We start from the raw sequence: 14,877 nt of genomic DNA, 5'->3' as shown, positions 1-14,877 counted from the left end.
ATGAGCACCTGTGTCGTTGCCGTTGACATTGGTGGCACGAAGATTGCCACCGCCTATATTGACCCGGCGGATCCGACGCGGGTGCATGCGCGCGCCACGCGCGGGACTTGCGCCGCGCAGGGCAGCAGCGCCGTGCTCGCCGAAGTGCAGGCTGCCATTGCGCAGACTATCGATGCCGCGACGGCTGCCGGTGTTCATCCCGCCGCCGTGGGCATTGGCGCGCCTGGCGTGGTAGACCCAACTACCGGCGTGGTGGTCGCCGCCGGACCCACCATGCCTGGGTGGGCTGGCACGGAGCTCGCCGCGGCGGTGCGCGAAGCGACCGGATTGCCCGTAGCCGTGCAGAATGACGTACGTGTCATGGGCCTCGGGGAGGCCGTGTTTGGTGCGGGTAACGGCTTTGCGGACGTGTTGTTCGTGTCCATCGGAACCGGCATCGGCGGCGCGATCATTCGCGGCGGTTCCTTAGAAGATTCCCCTCATTACAGTAGGGGGGAGATTGCCTATTTGTATGGGCCAACCCCGGATGGCGGTTGCGACATTATTGAAAACATTGGCTCTGGTCCCGCATTGACGCGGGCATATCTTGCGCACAGTGGCGAGCTGGTATCCAAGGTAGACTTGCGGGAAATCATGCGTCGGTATCGTTCCGGTGATGATCTCGCCCGGCAGGTTATTACCGGCGGAATGACGGGTGTTGGTCGTGGCCTGGCCGGTTTTATTAATGCCTATGACGTTGAAGCGGTCGTACTCGGCGGTGGCGTGGGCACCATTGGTAATGAAATTTCAGAGCCGTTGACTACGGCGCTGCATCAAGCGTTGCTCCCCGCGCTCGCGGAGCTGCCGGTGGTACCCGCGGCATTGGGTACGGACGCTCCACTGGTGGGGGCCGCGTACTTGGGTTCGTTATTGCTAGAAGGAAGAGCATGAATCTCACAGATTTTCGCAGCAGGGTCGCTGGCACGCTCATCGTGTCGGCACAGGCCCCGGACGGTCACCCGCTGCGTGACACACACACCATTGCACATCTTGCCGCGGCGGCCGTGGCGGGTGGGGCAACCGCGATCCGATGTGGTGGTTACGGCGGGCTGGAGGATATCCGCGCGGTGGTCAACAAGGTGGATGTGCCGGTGATTGGTTTGACCAAGGAGGGGGCGACCGGCGTGTACATTACGCCGACGGTCGCGTCCGCCCGCGCCGTCGCTCAGGCGGGTGCCACGATCGTGGCTGTGGATGCCACGCTGCGCCCCTGCGCCGACGGCTCCACGTTCGCACAAAAGGTCGCCGCGGTGCATGAGGAAGGCGCGCTCATCATGGCGGATATTGCGACGCTGGAAGAGGCCATCGCCGCGTATCGTGACGGCGCGGATATTATTTCCACCACGCTTGCTGGCTATACGGAGTACCGCGCGAAAACGCCCGGCCCTGACCTCGAATTGGTTGCCGAGATTCGTGCGGCGTTGGGGCCGGACGTGCTGCTTACCGCCGAAGGCCGCTATCATACCCCGGAACTCGCGGCCCAGGGCCTAGCGAAGGGCGCGGACGCAGTGATCGTTGGCACCGCGATTACCGACGTCGCGTTCGTCACCGCGCAGTTCGCCCACCAGGTCGAACAGGCGGCGGGATGATGAAGCTGCAAGGTACGGTGGTTACCCCGGATGGCGTGCGCGCGAACACGGTGGTCACCGTCGTTGACGATCGCATCACGGAGGTGCGGCCTGCCGGGACGTCGGATTCGGATGCTTCGCACCACGCCTGGATCCTGCCGGGGTTTGTAGACCTGCACAATCACGGCGGCGCTGGCTTCGGTTTCCCCAACGCTGATCGAGCGGGCTGCCGAGCCGCGGCGCGCCATCACCGTGCGCACGGCACGACTACGTTGCTGGCCTCGTTGGTGTCCGCGCCAGGCGAGCAGCTAGTGGAGCAGACCGCCTTGCTCGCGGACCTCGCGGACGAGGGCGAGATCGATGGTGTTCATATGGAAGGCCCGTTTATTAACCATTGCCGTTGCGGCGCTCAAGATCCCGCGGCGATCATCCCGGGTGATCCGGCGTTGTTCGCCAAGGTTGCGCGCGCGGGCCGAGGCTGGTTGAAGTCCATCACCTTCGCCCCCGAAACTGACCATGCTTTCGAGCTGTTGGAAGTGTGTGCGGAGCATGGTGTTGTGGCTTCGCTCGGCCACACGGACGCCGATTTCGATGTCACCTTGAGCGTGCTGGAGCGCGCGGAGCGCCTTGGTGTGCCCGTGACCGCAACGCATTTGTTTAACGCGATGCCGCCAGTGCATCACCGCGCCCCAGGGGCGGCTGCCGCAATGATCGACGCCGCGGCGACCGGCCGCATGGTCGTTGAACTTGTCGCGGACGGGGTGCACCTGCATGACCGCACGGTGGATTTGGTGTGGGATGCGGTGCATCCGGCTAGCGCCACGTTTGTTACGGACGCGATGGCTGCGGCTGGCACCGCGGATGGCGACTATGTGCTTGGGGATTTGCGCGTGACGGTGGCATCCGGAGTCGCCCGCTTGACCACTACGGATGGTTCGCTCGGGGCTATCGCTGGCGGCACCTCGCGGTTGTTGGATCAGGTGCAGCGCCACCTTCGGCGGGGCCGGGATGTGGCCGAGGTGGCTGCGCTGGCTGCGACGACCGGCGCGCGGGTGTTGGGATTGTCCGATCGGGGGAGCATCGCCGTGGGTAACCGCGCTGACGTGGTGTGTTTGGGCACCGATTTGGAATTGGAACAAGTGTTGTGGCGCGGCGCGCAATTGCCAGCTGCCGCCAGGGAACGCTCTTGAAAGGAGGACCCTCCGACCATGGAGGTCATCATCAAGCCGAGTGAGGCGGATGTCGCCCGCCTCGCCGCCGATGTTTTTGCGAACGCGTTGGCCAAGCAGTCTGTGATCCTAGGGCTCGCTACCGGATCCACACCGTTGGCGTTGTATCAGGAGTTGATTCGTCGCCACCGCGAAGAGGGGTTGAGCTTTGCGCACGCGCGTGCGTTTTTGCTCGACGAGTACGTGGGCTTGCCGCGGGAGCATCCGCAAAGCTACTACCACACGATTCGCGCTGAGTTCACCAACCACATCGATATTGACGACGCCCACGTCTACAGCCCCGACGGATTGGCTGCGCACCCTGGCGAGGCGGCGCTGGCCTATGATGCGGCGATCGCCGAAGCAGGCGGGATTGACATCCAATTGTTGGGTATCGGTACGGATGGCCACATTGGATTCAACGAGCCTGGATCGTCCCTGGTGTCGCGCACCCGTTTGAAAACCCTACACCCGCAAACAATTTCGGATAACGCTAGGTTTTTCGAATCTGCCGCTGATGTTCCAGTGCATGTGCTCACCCAAGGCTTGGGCACGATCACTGACGCTGGGCACCTCGTGCTGCTGGCCACGGGCGAGGGGAAGGCGGAAGCCATCGCGGCTACCGTGGAGGGGCCGGTGACGGCGTTTTGCCCGGCGTCGGTACTCCAGTTGCACCCGCACGTTACCGTGATTATCGACGAACCCGCCGCCAGCAAGCTGCAATTCGCGGAGTACTACCACTACGCCTACGACCATAAGCCGACGTGGCAGCGGTTCTAGCCCACCACGGTTGAAACACGTTAGTTTTCGGTGCTGGTGTCTGGGTTGCGCAGGTAGTCCGTGTTGGGATCCAGCAGCGTGGCGCGCAATGCGGCAGCCGCCGCCGAACGTAGACAGATGATCCGCCAGTCATCGGTTTCCGCGGCGGTGGTTTCCGCCAGCCAAAACGCCACGCTGTCCCGCTCGAGGTTCGCGGCGAAGGCGGTGGGGTCGGTGACGGGGTCGTCGATGGTGTAACCCGGAGCTGGTGCTGGCGCGCCGTCGGTAATGATTTTGCTGAGGTCCTGCGCGTACTTGCGGTGGGCTTCCACTAATTCATCGAGGCGGGCTTCGGTGCCGGCGTTGTCTCGCGCGGACGCCACCTCCAAACCATAGGCGTTGGCGTATTCGTGTTCGATGCCGGCGCGGAGGCGATCCACGTCATGAGGGGTGCCCAAGGAGGGGTCTTTGGGCAGTTCGGGGGCCTTCAACGCCAAGGTGGCCAGTTCCGCGTATTGGCGGGCCAGCACGATCAGCGATTCCTTTGGGGCATTATTGATTTCGCTTTCGATGGCGTCCATGGCGTCACGGAGCACCTGGGCGGAGTCGCGGTCTTTGTCGGGCGCGGCGTCGATAGGTGCGAGGTTGCATTTGGGCGGTTTGGAGCCGTCCTGCAGCGTGCCGCACAGGCGATAAATTTCTCGCTCCAGGTCCGCCTGGTGGCGCTTGCGGGCGTCGGTGACGTGGTCGATGTCGGTGTGCTCAGCGTCGTACGCGGCGGAAGCGTACACCCTATTGAGCGCTTCATCGGCGGTAATGTGGGCACCAAACGAGCAGGAGGAAAGCAGCGCGACGATCAGCAGCAAAAAAGCGGGACGTTTCACATCGCCAGAGTCTACCTCGCGCTAAGCTCTTCGCTATGGCTTTTCCTACCCCTGAAACTTTGCACGCGCTCATTGAACCTGTGGTGAGCAAGCACAACATGGACATTGAACGGCTGCGGGTGAACCGCGCGGGCTCTAAATCTGTGGTTGCGGTGGCGGTGGATTCGGATGCCCACCCCGACCTCGATACCCTTGAGGCGTTGTCCACAGAGCTTGGGGTAGTGCTCGACCGCGCCGAAGCGGACGGTGTGGTATCGTTCGGCCCGGGGTACACCCTAGAGGTTTCCACTCCTGGTATTGATCACCCGCTCACCCTGCCGCGTCACTGGCGCCGGAACGTTGGCCGCCTCGTCGCGCTTAGCGACGCCGCTGGCCGCGTCACTCGAGGTCGCATCGGCGCGCTCAACGATGCGGGCGATCACGTCATCTTGATAACCAGGAAGGGCAAGCAGCTGGAGGTTGCCCCAATTGAATTAGCTGCTTTTGATAAGGCAGTGGTAGAAGTAGAATTCGCAGATCCACCAGCAGCTGAACGCCAGCTTGCGTCAGCTACATACGAAGAAAGCCTTGCCAGGCGAGAGGAACACAAGTGAACATTGATGTCAATGCACTCCGGGCGATTGAAGAGGAAAAGGGCATCAGTGTCCGAGACCTTTTGACTACGATTGCCAGCGCATTGCTTCACGCTTACCACACGCACCGTGGAAGCGACCAACACACCCGCGCGCGCGTGGATATCAATCCAGCCACTGGTGCCGTGAGTGTGATTGTCACCGAACTCGACGACGACGGCAATGTCGAATCCGAGTTCGATGACACGCCGAGCAGTTTCGGCAGGATCGGGGCGGCCGCCGTGCGCGACGCGATTGTCAAGCGTCTGCGCGAAGCCGAAACCATCAAAGCCTTTGATTCCTACGTTGGCTATGAAGGTAACGTCGTTTCCGGCGTCGTCCAGGCTGATGCCCGCGCCCGCGAACGCGGCATTGTGGTCGTGCAATTGGGAACCGAAATGGAAGGCCAAGACGGCGTGCTGCTGCCCGCCGAACAAATCCCGGGGGAGAAGTTCACACACGGCGACCGTGTGAAAAGCTACGTGGTGGGCGTCAATCGAGGTCCGCGCAGCCTGCAAATCAACCTTTCGCGCACGCACCCCGAGTTGGTGCGCAAGCTCTTCGAGCTGGAGGTGCCGGAAGTCGCCGATGGTTCTGTGGAAATCATGAGCATTGCCCGTGAAGCCGGGCACCGTAGCAAGATTGCAGTGCGGGGAACGGTGAAAGGCCTCAATGCGAAGGGGGCGTGCATCGGCCCTCGCGGACAGCGGGTGTCAAATGTGATGCGGGAGCTGAACGGGGAAAAGATTGACATCATCGATTACTCCGATGATCCAGCCACATATGTGGGTAATTCTTTGGCTCCGTCTAAGGTAGTGCGCGTCGAAGTTGTCGACCCCGATCAGCAGATTGCGCGGGTGACCGTTCCGGACTACCAACTGTCCCTGGCCATTGGGAAAGAGGGGCAAAACGCTCGCCTAGCGGCGCGGTTAACCGGTTGGAAGATCGACATTCACTCGGACGCCGAATAGGTTCCTATTAGCCGTTCGAGAGAATGTAGCGTACACTCTTATAAGGCCCGAGCTTGGGTTAGTTCAGCAAAGAGTGCGTAAAGAGTCCTTGAGGAGTCGTTGTACAGGTATGGTGAAAACGCCAGAACACCAGGAATCTTCCGGGTTGGCTTCTGGTACCGCCGCCGGTGGTTGCACCGGTAAGACCATCCGTATCCGCACCTGCATTGCCACGAGGCAACGCTTCCACGATAGCGATTTGCTTCGCGTGGTGTTAGATCCTGAACAGCCCGGAGTGGCGATCCCAGACCCGGGGCGCCGGCTGCCGGGAAGGGGTGCTTGGATCACCCCAACAATCCAAGCTCTGGACTTGGCTGAGGCACGTCGTGCTTTCGGCCGTGCGTTACGGGCAGCCACATCCGTGGATGCCGGACCTGTGCGGAAGTACCTCGCGGGTCACACCGAACTAGAAGCAGGAAAGACCGAACACTGATGAGCCCACGATGAAGCATCAGCGATGAACGTCAAAGCAAACCCGTAGAAGACGAAGGGCCTTCACTTCTACGGATAAACCCCAAGGAGTAAAGTGCCCGGAAAGCTACGTGTACATGAGCTTGCAAAGAAGCTCGGTGTAACCAGCAAAGAACTCCTCGCCACGCTGAAGGAGCAAGGCGAGTTCGTAAAAACCGCATCTTCCACCATCGAACCTCCCGTGGTGAAGAAGATGGAACAACATTACGCTGCGTTAAATGGCAGCCAAGCAACTGAAGAAAAACCAAAGGCTGCCCCGAAGCCTGCGGCGCCAAAGCCCGCAGCCCCCAAGCCGGCGGCACCGAAGCCGGGCGCTCCGAAGCCTGGTGGACACAAGCCGGCGTCCGAGGCGCCGAAGCCTGCGCCTATGCCGCGTCCGATGGCGAAACCGGGTCCGAAGCCCGGCGGCCGCGTGCCGCGTGTGGCGAACAACCCGTTCTCCACGTCGAGCACCCCAACTCCCGCACCGCGTCCCGGTGGCGGCCCCCGCCCGGGCGGCGGTCCCCGTCCCGGCGGTGGACCTCGCCCGCAGGGTGGCGGTCAGCGCTCTGGTGGCGGCCCCCGCCCACAGGGTGGCGCGAAGCCGGGTTCGGGCGGCGGGCGTCGTCCCACCCCGGCAATGATGCCGAATCATCCGAGCCCCGGCCAAATGCCCGCCAAGGCTTCCGGCCCTGGTGGCGGCGGCGGTGGCCGGAGCCGCGGCGGCGGTGGCGGCAATAACTTCAACCGTGGTGGCGGCCCCGGTGGCCCCGGCGGTGGTGGCGGCGGCGCGCGCGGCGGTCGTCGCGGCGGTACCGCCGGCGCATTCGGTCGTCCCGGTGGCGCCCCCCGAAAAGGGCGCAAGTCGAAGCGGCAGAAGCGTTACGAGTACGAGGCAATGCAGGCGCCAAACGTCATTGGTGGCGTGCGCTTGCCCGACGGCGGCGGAGCTACGCTGCGCCTCGCCCGCGGCGCGTCGCTGTCTGACTTTGCGGAAAAGATCGGTACGGAGGCGGCAGCCTTGGTGCAGGCTTTGTTCAACCTGGGTGAGATGGTCACCGCGACCGCATCTGTTTCGGACGAGACGTTGATGCTCCTCGGCGAGGAAATGAACTACAAGGTCGAGGTTGTGTCCCCCGAGGACGAAGACCGCGAGCTGTTGGAAAGCTTCGACCTGCAATTCGGCGAAGACGAGGGCGGCGAAGACGCACTGGTCAAGCGCCCGCCGGTGGTGACCGTCATGGGTCACGTTGACCACGGTAAGACCCGCCTGCTGGACACCATCCGTAAAACGAATGTTGGTTCCGGCGAGGCCGGTGGCATCACCCAGGGCATCGGCGCCTACCAGGTGCCGGTGACCATCGAGGACGAGCGCCGGCTGGTCACCTTCCTGGACACCCCCGGCCACGAGGCGTTTACCGCCATGCGTGCTCGCGGTGCGAAGTCCACCGACATTGCCATCCTTGTGGTTGCCGCGGACGACGGTGTCATGCCGCAAACCGTGGAGGCAATTAACCACGCGAAGGCGGCGGAAGTGCCGATCGTGGTTGCGGTGAACAAGATTGATAAGGAAGGCGCTTCCCCGGAGAAGATCCGCGGCCAGCTCACCGAGTATGGTCTCGTGCCGGAGGAGTACGGCGGCGACACCATGTTCGTGGACATTTCCGCCAAGCAGGGCTTGAACATTGAGAAGCTGCTGGAAGCTGTGCTGCTCACTGCCGATGCTTCCTTGGAGCTGCTGGCCAACCCCGATATGGATGCGCAGGGTGTTGCCATTGAGGCGCACCTCGACCGTGGCCGCGGCCCGGTTGCCACCGTGATTGTGCAGCGTGGTACGTTGCGCGTCGGCGACTCCATCGTTGCTGGCGATGCGCATGGCCGCGTGCGCCGCATGGTTGACGAATACGGCAACGATGTCGTCGAAGCTGGACCGTCGCGCCCCGTGCAGGTGCAGGGTTTGAGCAGCGTGCCCGGCGCCGGCGACAACTTGTTGGTGGTTGAGGATGATCGCGTGGCCCGCCAGATCGCGGACAAGCGGAACGCCCGGAAGCGCAACGCACTCGCCGCGAAGACTCGCAAGCGGGTGTCCCTGGAGGACCTGGATGCGGTGCTGAAGGAAACCAGCACGCTGAACTTGATCCTCAAGGGCGACAACGCCGGCTCCGTGGAAGCCCTGGAAGAGGCGTTGCTGAAGATCCAGGTCGACGACGAAGTCGCGTTGAACATCATCGACCGTGGCGTGGGTGCCGTCACCCAAACGAACGTGTCCTTGGCGGCGGCGTCCGACGCCGTGATCATCGGCTTCAACGTGCGTTCCGAGGGCAAGGCAACGGAGGAAGCCAACGCGGAGGGCGTGGAGATTCGCTACTACTCGGTGATCTACCGTGCCATCGAGGAAATCGAATCCGCGCTGCGCGGCATGCTCAAGCCGATCTACGAGGAGCGCGAGGTTGGTCGCGCCGAGATTCGCGCCATCTTCAAAGCTTCCGCCGTCGGCCTCATTGCCGGCTGTATGGTGGAGTCGGGCAAGATGCGCCGTAACGCTAGCGTCCGCCTCGTGCGCGACGGCAACGTGGTCGCTGAAAAGGCGAACATTGATTCGCTGCGCCGTGAAAAGGACGACGTTACCGAAGTTGCTGCCGGCTACGAATGCGGTATGGTGCTGTCCTACCCAGACATCCAGGTCGGCGATTTCATCGAAGCCTACGAGCTGGTCGAGGTGCCGCGCACCTAACCCGCTTTTCGACGCCTCGCCCAACATCGCCCCCGTCAGCCGTACAGGTTGGCGGGGGTTTTGCGTGCCGTTCAAGGTGGCGCCTCCGTCATGGAAGTTTTGTGTTCCGGGTCATATTGTTCCCGAAAAGTGATCCACACCCCTTGACAAGTAAGTCAAACAAGTTTACGGTCTTAAGTAGTGCACATTGCAAACGATTGCATAGTGGTAGATGAGCCGTAGAGGAGGTTGGCGTCATGCAAAAACGCACTCCAACACTCAAGGATGTGGCCGCGGATGCGGGCCTTTCGGTGAGTACCGTTTCGCGCGCGTTGGCCGGCCATCCCGCGATTTCTTCGCGCACCAAGAAGATCGTGCGGGAGGCGGCGGACCGGCTGCAGTATCGGCCGAATGCGCAGGCACGGGCGTTGCGTCAATCCCGCACGAATACGATTGGCCTGGTTATCCCGCATTTAACCAACCCGTATTTTGCGGAGCTTGCGGCTGCGGTGCAGCAGACCGCGTTGGAGGCGGGTTTGTACACATTGCTCGGGAATTCTGATGATGATCCGGAGCAATTGGCGCGGGTAGTTCAGATTATGCGGGACCAGCGCGTGGACGGGATTATCGCGGTGCCGCACGCGGGTTCGGAGCGGTGTTTGGCGGAGCTGGACGCGGCGTTGGTGTTGGTTGACCGTGAGCTTCCCGACGTCCCTGCTACCTCCGTGAGCACGGACCCTTCCGGCGGCATCGCTGCTGCGGTGGAGCTGTTGGTGGGCCGGGGGTACGCCTCAATTGGTTATCTTGCAGGCCCTCAGGACACGTCGACTGGCGCGGAGCGCTTGCAGGCGTTTCGGGACGCTTGCCACCACTTTGGCATCGGGGAGCAGCCGGTGTATTTGGGTGGTTATCGGGAGCAGGAGGGCTATGCGGGTACGCAGCAGCTGCTGCAAGTGCCGGTGTCGGCGATTATCGCGGGGGATTCCATGATGACGATTGGTGCCCTGCGGGCCTGCCACGAGGGTGGCATTCGACTTGGCCGGGATTTAGGGCTCGTCGGTTTCGATGATTTCGCGGTGTTTCAATTGCAAAATCCGCCGTTGACCATTATTGACCAGCAGGTATCCGAGATGGGTAAGCGTGCCGTGGAGGAACTGCAACGAATTCTTCAGGGAGATTCTGTGGCTACAACAATCAAGCTGCCAACCACGCTCATTGTGCGTGGATCCACGCCAGGGCAACTGGAAGGTAGGTAACCCATGTCGTACGAACCTGTGCTGCGGCTCGAATACGTGTCCAAATCCTTCGGGCCGGTCCGGGTCATCGATAATGTATGCATCGATGTGCGGGCCGGGCACGTGCATGCGTTGCTGGGGGAAAACGGGGCTGGCAAGTCCACCCTCATTAAAATGATGTCTGGGGTGTATCAGCCGGATTCGGGGCAGATCATCATTGATGGTAATCCGACGCGCCTGCCGAACACGAAGACCGCCGAAGCGTATGGCATTGCCACGATTCATCAGGAGCTGAACCTTGTTCCGACGATGAGTGTGGCGGAGAACTTGCTGCTGGGGCGCACTCCGTCGAGGTGGGGTTTGGTCGACTATAAGCAATTGCGCGCGGAGGCGGAGGCGGCGCTGCGCATCATCGGTGTCGACGTCTCGCTGGACACCCCAGTGGGGAGTTTGGGCATTGCGCGGCAACAGCTTGTAGAGATTGCAAAAGCGTTGTCGATGAATGCGCGGATCTTAATCCTTGACGAGCCCACCGCTGCGCTCACCGGACGAGAAATCGATCACCTGTTTAGGGTGGTGGAGGATCTGCGGGCACAGGGCGTGGGCATGGTGTTTATTTCTCACCATTTGGACGAGATCGCGCGCATCGCGGATTCGGTGTCCGTGTTGCGTGACGGCGGTTTGGTGGCGGAAGTGCCTGCCGATACTGAGGAAAAAGAACTGGTCAGGTTGATGGTCGGCCGGGATATTGATGATCAATTCCCGCGCGTGACCCCGCCGCGCGGCGAACCGTTGTTGGAGGTGCGCAACCTCACCTCGGCGGGAAACTTTTACGATGTTTCGTTCACGGTGCACGCCGGTGAGGTGGTGGGCCTTGCGGGCTTGGTGGGGGCCGGCCGCACGGAAGTGGTGCGGGCCATCGCCGGCGCCGACAAGGTGGATGCTGGCGAGGTATACGTCAACGGTGCGCGGCTGCCCAACGGGAACATTGCGGCCGCCATCGCGCAGGGCGTGGGGCATGTGCCGGAAGATCGGAAAGCGCAAGGGTTGATCCTGGATGCGTCTGTGTTGGACAACTTGGGGCTTGCCACGTTGCGGAGCACCTCTTCTTACGGGCTGGCGGATTTACGTGGCCAGCGGGAGAGTGGAAGCGACGTCGCAAAGCGGTTGCGGATACGGATGGCGAGCATCGACCAAACCGTGCGCTCGCTATCGGGCGGCAACCAGCAAAAGGCCGTGTTCGGGCGCTGGGTGCTCGCTGGTTCGAACGTACTGTTGCTTGATGAGCCGACGCGGGGCGTAGACGTCGGCGCCAAAGTAGAAATTTATAACATTATCAATGAAGTGACGGCGCAGGGTGGCGCTGTCCTCATGGTCTCCAGCGAGCTGCCGGAAATCCTCGGCATGTCGGACCGCATTTTGGTCATGTCCGGCGGCCGTATCACCGGGGACCTGCCCGCCGCCGGAACCACGCAGGACGATGTGATGCAACTGGCTGTTGCCCAAGTCAAAGACCACCTTGTGGATGAAGTGAAGGAAGCATAATGAAAAAGACAGCCGAACATCCAATACTGCAATGGATGATGAATAATGGTGCCCTCGTTGGCTTGGTAGTCCTGTGCATCGGCCTGTTTATTGCAACGCCGCACTTTTTGACGGTCAATAATCTCGTCAATGTCGGCGTGCAAGCCGCGACCGTGGCGATCCTCGCCTTCGGCATGACCTTTGTCATCGTTGCCGCGGGCATTGACCTCTCCGTTGGCTCCGTGGCTGCACTTGGCGCGATGGTCGCCGCGTATTCCTTCTCCAACGTCGGGCTACCAGGCCCCGTGACCCTGCTGCTCGGGCTGTTCACCGGCCTCGTCGCGGGCGTCATCAGCGGCATCTCCATCGCCTACGGCAAACTACCCGCGTTTATTGCAACGCTGGCCATGATGTCCATCGCGCGCGGCGCCACCTTGGTGATTTCCCAAGGTTCGCCAATTGCGAGTTCGCCGGAGGTGAACTTCCTCGGTGCCACGGTAGCGGGCGTACCCATTCCCATCGTGACCATGGTGTTCGCCGGGCTGGTGTGCTGGTTCATTCTCAGCCGTACCGTCATTGGACGCTCCATGTACGCCATCGGCGGCAACGTGGAAGCCGCGATCTTGTCCGGGTTGCCGGTGAAACGAATCCTCGTGGTGGTGTACGCCCTGTCCGGAGTGTTTGCAGCGCTCGCGGGCCTGGTCATGACCGGACGACTCGCCTCCGCCCAGCCGCAAGCCGCCGTTGGCTACGAGTTGGATGCGATTGCGGCGGTGGTCATCGGCGGCGCCTCGCTGAGCGGCGGCTCTGGTAAAGCCACCGGCACACTCGTCGGCGCAATTTTGCTAGCCGTGATCCGTAATGGATTGAACATCCTGAACGTCAGCTCGTTTTGGCAGCAGATTGTTATTGGTCTTGTGATCGCGTTCGCCGTCGGCTTCGACGTGATCCGCAACAAGACGGCGCGCTAACGCGGGCCCAACGCAGACTCACCCTAGAACCAACGATGTACCCCTTGAAAGGACGTACCACCATGTTTTCCCCATTGAAGAAGACCCTCGCCGTTGCCGCCGCAACCGTACTGGCGTTCGGCGCGGTCGCTTGCAACCGGGACAGCGCCGCCACCGGCTCCGTCACGCTGGCGTTGTCTACGCAGTCCAACCCATTCTTCGTGCAATTGCGTGATGGCGCGCAAAAGAAGGCGGACGAAATGGGTGTTTCACTCAATGTGCAAGACGCCTCCAACGACGCCTCCGTGCAGGTCAACCAGCTGAACAACGCAGCCACCTCCGGGGCGAATGTGGTGATTGTGAACCCCACAGATTCCGACGCCGTCGTGCCCGCCGTCGAGGCGCTCAATAAGGCAAACGTTCCGGTGGTGGCGGTCGATAGGTCCGCGAGCGGCGGCACCGTCGATTCCTTCATCGCTTCCGACAACGTTGCCGGAGGTAAGCAAGCCGCCGAGGCGCTGGCCAAGTCGATCGGGGAGGAGGGCGAGGTGTTGGTGCTGCAAGGCATCACCGGATCGTCGGCATCGCGCGACCGTGGCCAGGGCTTTATGGAAGGTATTGCGGCGTTCCCAAATATTAAGGTGGCCGCGCAGCAAACCGCCGGCTTTGACCGTGTGCAGGGGCTGAACGTGACCACCAACCTGCTCCAGGCACACCCGAACATCAAAGCGATCTTCGCGGAGAATGATGAGATGGCTCTCGGTGCCATTGAGGCACTCGGCGACCGCGCCGGTAAGGACGTGTTTGTGATCGGATTCGACGGCACTGAAGACGGAATCAAGGCCGTCACCGACGGGCGCATGGCCGCCACCATCGCGCAGCAGCCCGCCGAGCTCGGCGCGAAGGCCGTGGAGGAGGCCGCGAAACTGCTCAAGGGTGAGCAGGCGCAAAAGGAGGTCCCCGTGGAGGTTATTACCGTGACTCAAGAAAACGTCAAGGACTTCTCATAATGCAACGCATTACGGTTGTAGGTTCGATTAACGTGGATCTGAGCATGCGGGTGCAGCGCCACCCGAAGCCTGGTGAAACGGTGATCGGCACCGAAAGTAAAACCTCGCCGGGCGGCAAGGGAGCGAACCAAGCGGTGGCCGCCGCGCTTCAGGGCGCACAGGTGTCCTTTATCGGCGCGATCGGAAACGATGCTTACGCCGCGCGCGCAACGTCGTTGATGGTGGATGCTGGCGTGGGGTTAGCGGGCGTCGAAAAGCTTGGCGAACCGACGGGTATGGCGGTGATCACCGTTGCCGACGATGGCGAAAACAGCATCGTCGTACTCCCCGGCGCGAACGGCGAGGTTACCGGGGCGTTTGTGCAGCAACACGGGGACATTGTCCAAGCGGCCGATATTGTGTTGCTCCAGGGCGAAATTCCCGCATCTGGGTTCGAAGCCGCAGTGGCGCTTGCCGGCGGCCGCGTGGTGGTGAATCTGGCGCCCGTCATCACAGTGAGTGAGCGTGCGCTACTCGCCGCCGACCCGCTGATAGTCAACGAGCACGAGGCCGGATGGGTGCTGCGACAGTTCGGACACATCGTCGAACCGGCTGTTGATGCGGATGCGGAACACACCGTGCGGGAGTTGCTCGCCGCGGGCTTTTCCAGCGTGGTGTTAACGTTGGGTGCGGCCGGGGCGCTCGTGGGCCTGCCCGACGGAAACGTGGCGTCCGTGCCGACTCCAAAGGTGACGGCGGTGGATACCACGGGTGCCGGTGACGCGTTTACCGGGGCGCTGGTCGCGCGCTTAGCCGCGGGCGACGCGCTTGTCGACGCCGCGCGTTACGCAGCCCGCGTCGGCGCCTACGCTGTGACGGGCTACGGCGCCCAAACCTCGTATCCAAACAAGAATTCGGTATTGCCGGAGGTGTAGAA

General features: G+C 62.1%; 14 protein-coding genes. 13 read left to right on the top strand and 1 reads right to left on the bottom strand.

Annotated elements, in window-relative coordinates; genetic code table 11:
* From Q4D83_RS00600 to nagB, 4 genes are read left to right on the top strand one after another with little or no spacing between them, the layout of a single operon-like run.
* Positions 1-930: an ROK family protein gene (locus Q4D83_RS00600; protein WP_303172066.1), complete on the top strand. Its 930-nt coding sequence runs from the start codon at positions 1-3 to the stop codon at positions 928-930.
* Positions 927-1,628 (top strand): N-acetylmannosamine-6-phosphate 2-epimerase, encoded by a 702-nt coding sequence (locus tag Q4D83_RS00595; protein ID WP_303172065.1) that lies wholly within the window; start codon positions 927-929, stop codon positions 1,626-1,628. The genes Q4D83_RS00600 and Q4D83_RS00595 overlap by 4 nt, the downstream gene beginning before the upstream one ends.
* A complete protein-coding gene (locus Q4D83_RS00590; RefSeq protein WP_303172064.1) occupies positions 1,625-2,797 on the top strand; it encodes an N-acetylglucosamine-6-phosphate deacetylase in 1,173 nt (390 codons plus the stop codon). The genes Q4D83_RS00595 and Q4D83_RS00590 overlap by 4 nt, the downstream gene beginning before the upstream one ends.
* Positions 2,798-2,815: 18 nt before the next feature.
* Positions 2,816-3,595 (top strand): glucosamine-6-phosphate deaminase, encoded by a 780-nt coding sequence (gene nagB / locus Q4D83_RS00585; RefSeq protein WP_303172063.1) that lies wholly within the window; start codon positions 2,816-2,818, stop codon positions 3,593-3,595.
* Between the two features lie 20 nt (positions 3,596-3,615).
* Here nagB and Q4D83_RS00580 read toward each other — a convergent pair whose 3' ends face one another.
* Positions 3,616-4,458 (bottom strand): DUF4439 domain-containing protein, encoded by an 843-nt coding sequence (locus Q4D83_RS00580; RefSeq protein WP_303172062.1) that lies wholly within the window; start codon positions 4,456-4,458, stop codon positions 3,616-3,618.
* 35 nt (positions 4,459-4,493) lie between these two features.
* Between Q4D83_RS00580 and rimP the strand changes: the two genes are divergently transcribed.
* The 9 genes from rimP to Q4D83_RS00535 all read left to right on the top strand — a co-directional run bounded on the left by rimP (position 4,494) and on the right by Q4D83_RS00535 (position 14,875).
* Positions 4,494-5,051 carry a ribosome maturation factor RimP gene (rimP, locus tag Q4D83_RS00575; RefSeq protein ID WP_303172061.1) on the top strand — a complete coding sequence of 186 codons (558 nt, stop codon included), beginning with the start codon at positions 4,494-4,496 and terminating at the stop codon, positions 5,049-5,051.
* A complete protein-coding gene (gene nusA, locus Q4D83_RS00570) occupies positions 5,048-6,040 on the top strand; it encodes a transcription termination factor NusA (RefSeq protein ID WP_303172058.1) in 993 nt (330 codons plus the stop codon). The genes rimP and nusA overlap by 4 nt, the downstream gene beginning before the upstream one ends.
* Positions 6,041-6,149: 109 nt before the next feature.
* The gene (locus tag Q4D83_RS00565; protein WP_303172057.1) at positions 6,150-6,512 is read left to right on the top strand and encodes a YlxR family protein; all 363 of its coding nucleotides are present in this window, start codon (positions 6,150-6,152) and stop codon (positions 6,510-6,512) included.
* Positions 6,513-6,605: 93 nt separating this feature from the next.
* On the top strand, positions 6,606-9,263 hold the full coding sequence (infB, locus tag Q4D83_RS00560; protein ID WP_303172056.1) for a translation initiation factor IF-2: 2,658 nt from the start codon (positions 6,606-6,608) through the stop codon (positions 9,261-9,263).
* Positions 9,264-9,499: 236 nt separating this feature from the next.
* The gene (locus Q4D83_RS00555) at positions 9,500-10,498 is read left to right on the top strand and encodes a LacI family DNA-binding transcriptional regulator (RefSeq protein ID WP_303172055.1); all 999 of its coding nucleotides are present in this window, start codon (positions 9,500-9,502) and stop codon (positions 10,496-10,498) included.
* A 3-nt stretch (positions 10,499-10,501) separates the two neighbouring features.
* The gene (locus tag Q4D83_RS00550) at positions 10,502-12,022 is read left to right on the top strand and encodes a sugar ABC transporter ATP-binding protein (protein WP_303172053.1); all 1,521 of its coding nucleotides are present in this window, start codon (positions 10,502-10,504) and stop codon (positions 12,020-12,022) included.
* Positions 12,022-12,972 (top strand): ABC transporter permease, encoded by a 951-nt coding sequence (locus Q4D83_RS00545; protein ID WP_303172052.1) that lies wholly within the window; start codon positions 12,022-12,024, stop codon positions 12,970-12,972. Before Q4D83_RS00550 ends, Q4D83_RS00545 begins: the two co-directional genes overlap by 1 nt.
* A gap of 62 nt (positions 12,973-13,034) precedes the next feature.
* Positions 13,035-13,961, top strand: a complete 927-nt coding sequence (locus Q4D83_RS00540; RefSeq protein ID WP_303172051.1) for a D-ribose ABC transporter substrate-binding protein — start codon at positions 13,035-13,037, stop codon at positions 13,959-13,961.
* The gene (locus Q4D83_RS00535) at positions 13,958-14,875 is read left to right on the top strand and encodes a ribokinase (RefSeq protein WP_303172846.1); all 918 of its coding nucleotides are present in this window, start codon (positions 13,958-13,960) and stop codon (positions 14,873-14,875) included. The genes Q4D83_RS00540 and Q4D83_RS00535 overlap by 4 nt, the downstream gene beginning before the upstream one ends.
* Positions 14,876-14,877 lie beyond the last annotated feature (2 nt).

Origin of the sequence: Corynebacterium sp. (assembly GCF_030532715.1) — a bacterium.
Lineage (GTDB): Bacteria > Actinomycetota > Actinomycetes > Mycobacteriales > Mycobacteriaceae > Corynebacterium.
The sequence above is the reverse complement of the archived record's forward strand: the minus strand, read 5'-3'. Positions and strand labels throughout refer to the sequence as shown.

Excerpts from the sequence above, each read along its gene's own strand:
- Q4D83_RS00600 (WP_303172066.1), top strand. The coding sequence starts at position 1 with ATGAGCACCTGTGTCGTTGCCGTTGACATTGGTGGCACGAAGATTGCC.
- Q4D83_RS00595 (WP_303172065.1), top strand. The coding sequence starts at position 927 with ATGAATCTCACAGATTTTCGCAGCAGGGTCGCTGGCACGCTCATCGTG.
- Q4D83_RS00590 (WP_303172064.1), top strand. The coding sequence starts at position 1,625 with ATGATGAAGCTGCAAGGTACGGTGGTTACCCCGGATGGCGTGCGCGCG.
- nagB (WP_303172063.1), top strand. The coding sequence starts at position 2,816 with ATGGAGGTCATCATCAAGCCGAGTGAGGCGGATGTCGCCCGCCTCGCC.
- rimP (WP_303172061.1), top strand. The coding sequence starts at position 4,494 with ATGGCTTTTCCTACCCCTGAAACTTTGCACGCGCTCATTGAACCTGTG.
- Q4D83_RS00565 (WP_303172057.1), top strand. The coding sequence starts at position 6,150 with ATGGTGAAAACGCCAGAACACCAGGAATCTTCCGGGTTGGCTTCTGGT.
- Q4D83_RS00555 (WP_303172055.1), top strand. The coding sequence starts at position 9,500 with ATGCAAAAACGCACTCCAACACTCAAGGATGTGGCCGCGGATGCGGGC.
- Q4D83_RS00550 (WP_303172053.1), top strand. The coding sequence starts at position 10,502 with ATGTCGTACGAACCTGTGCTGCGGCTCGAATACGTGTCCAAATCCTTC.
- Q4D83_RS00545 (WP_303172052.1), top strand. The coding sequence starts at position 12,022 with ATGAAAAAGACAGCCGAACATCCAATACTGCAATGGATGATGAATAAT.
- Q4D83_RS00540 (WP_303172051.1), top strand. The coding sequence starts at position 13,035 with ATGTTTTCCCCATTGAAGAAGACCCTCGCCGTTGCCGCCGCAACCGTA.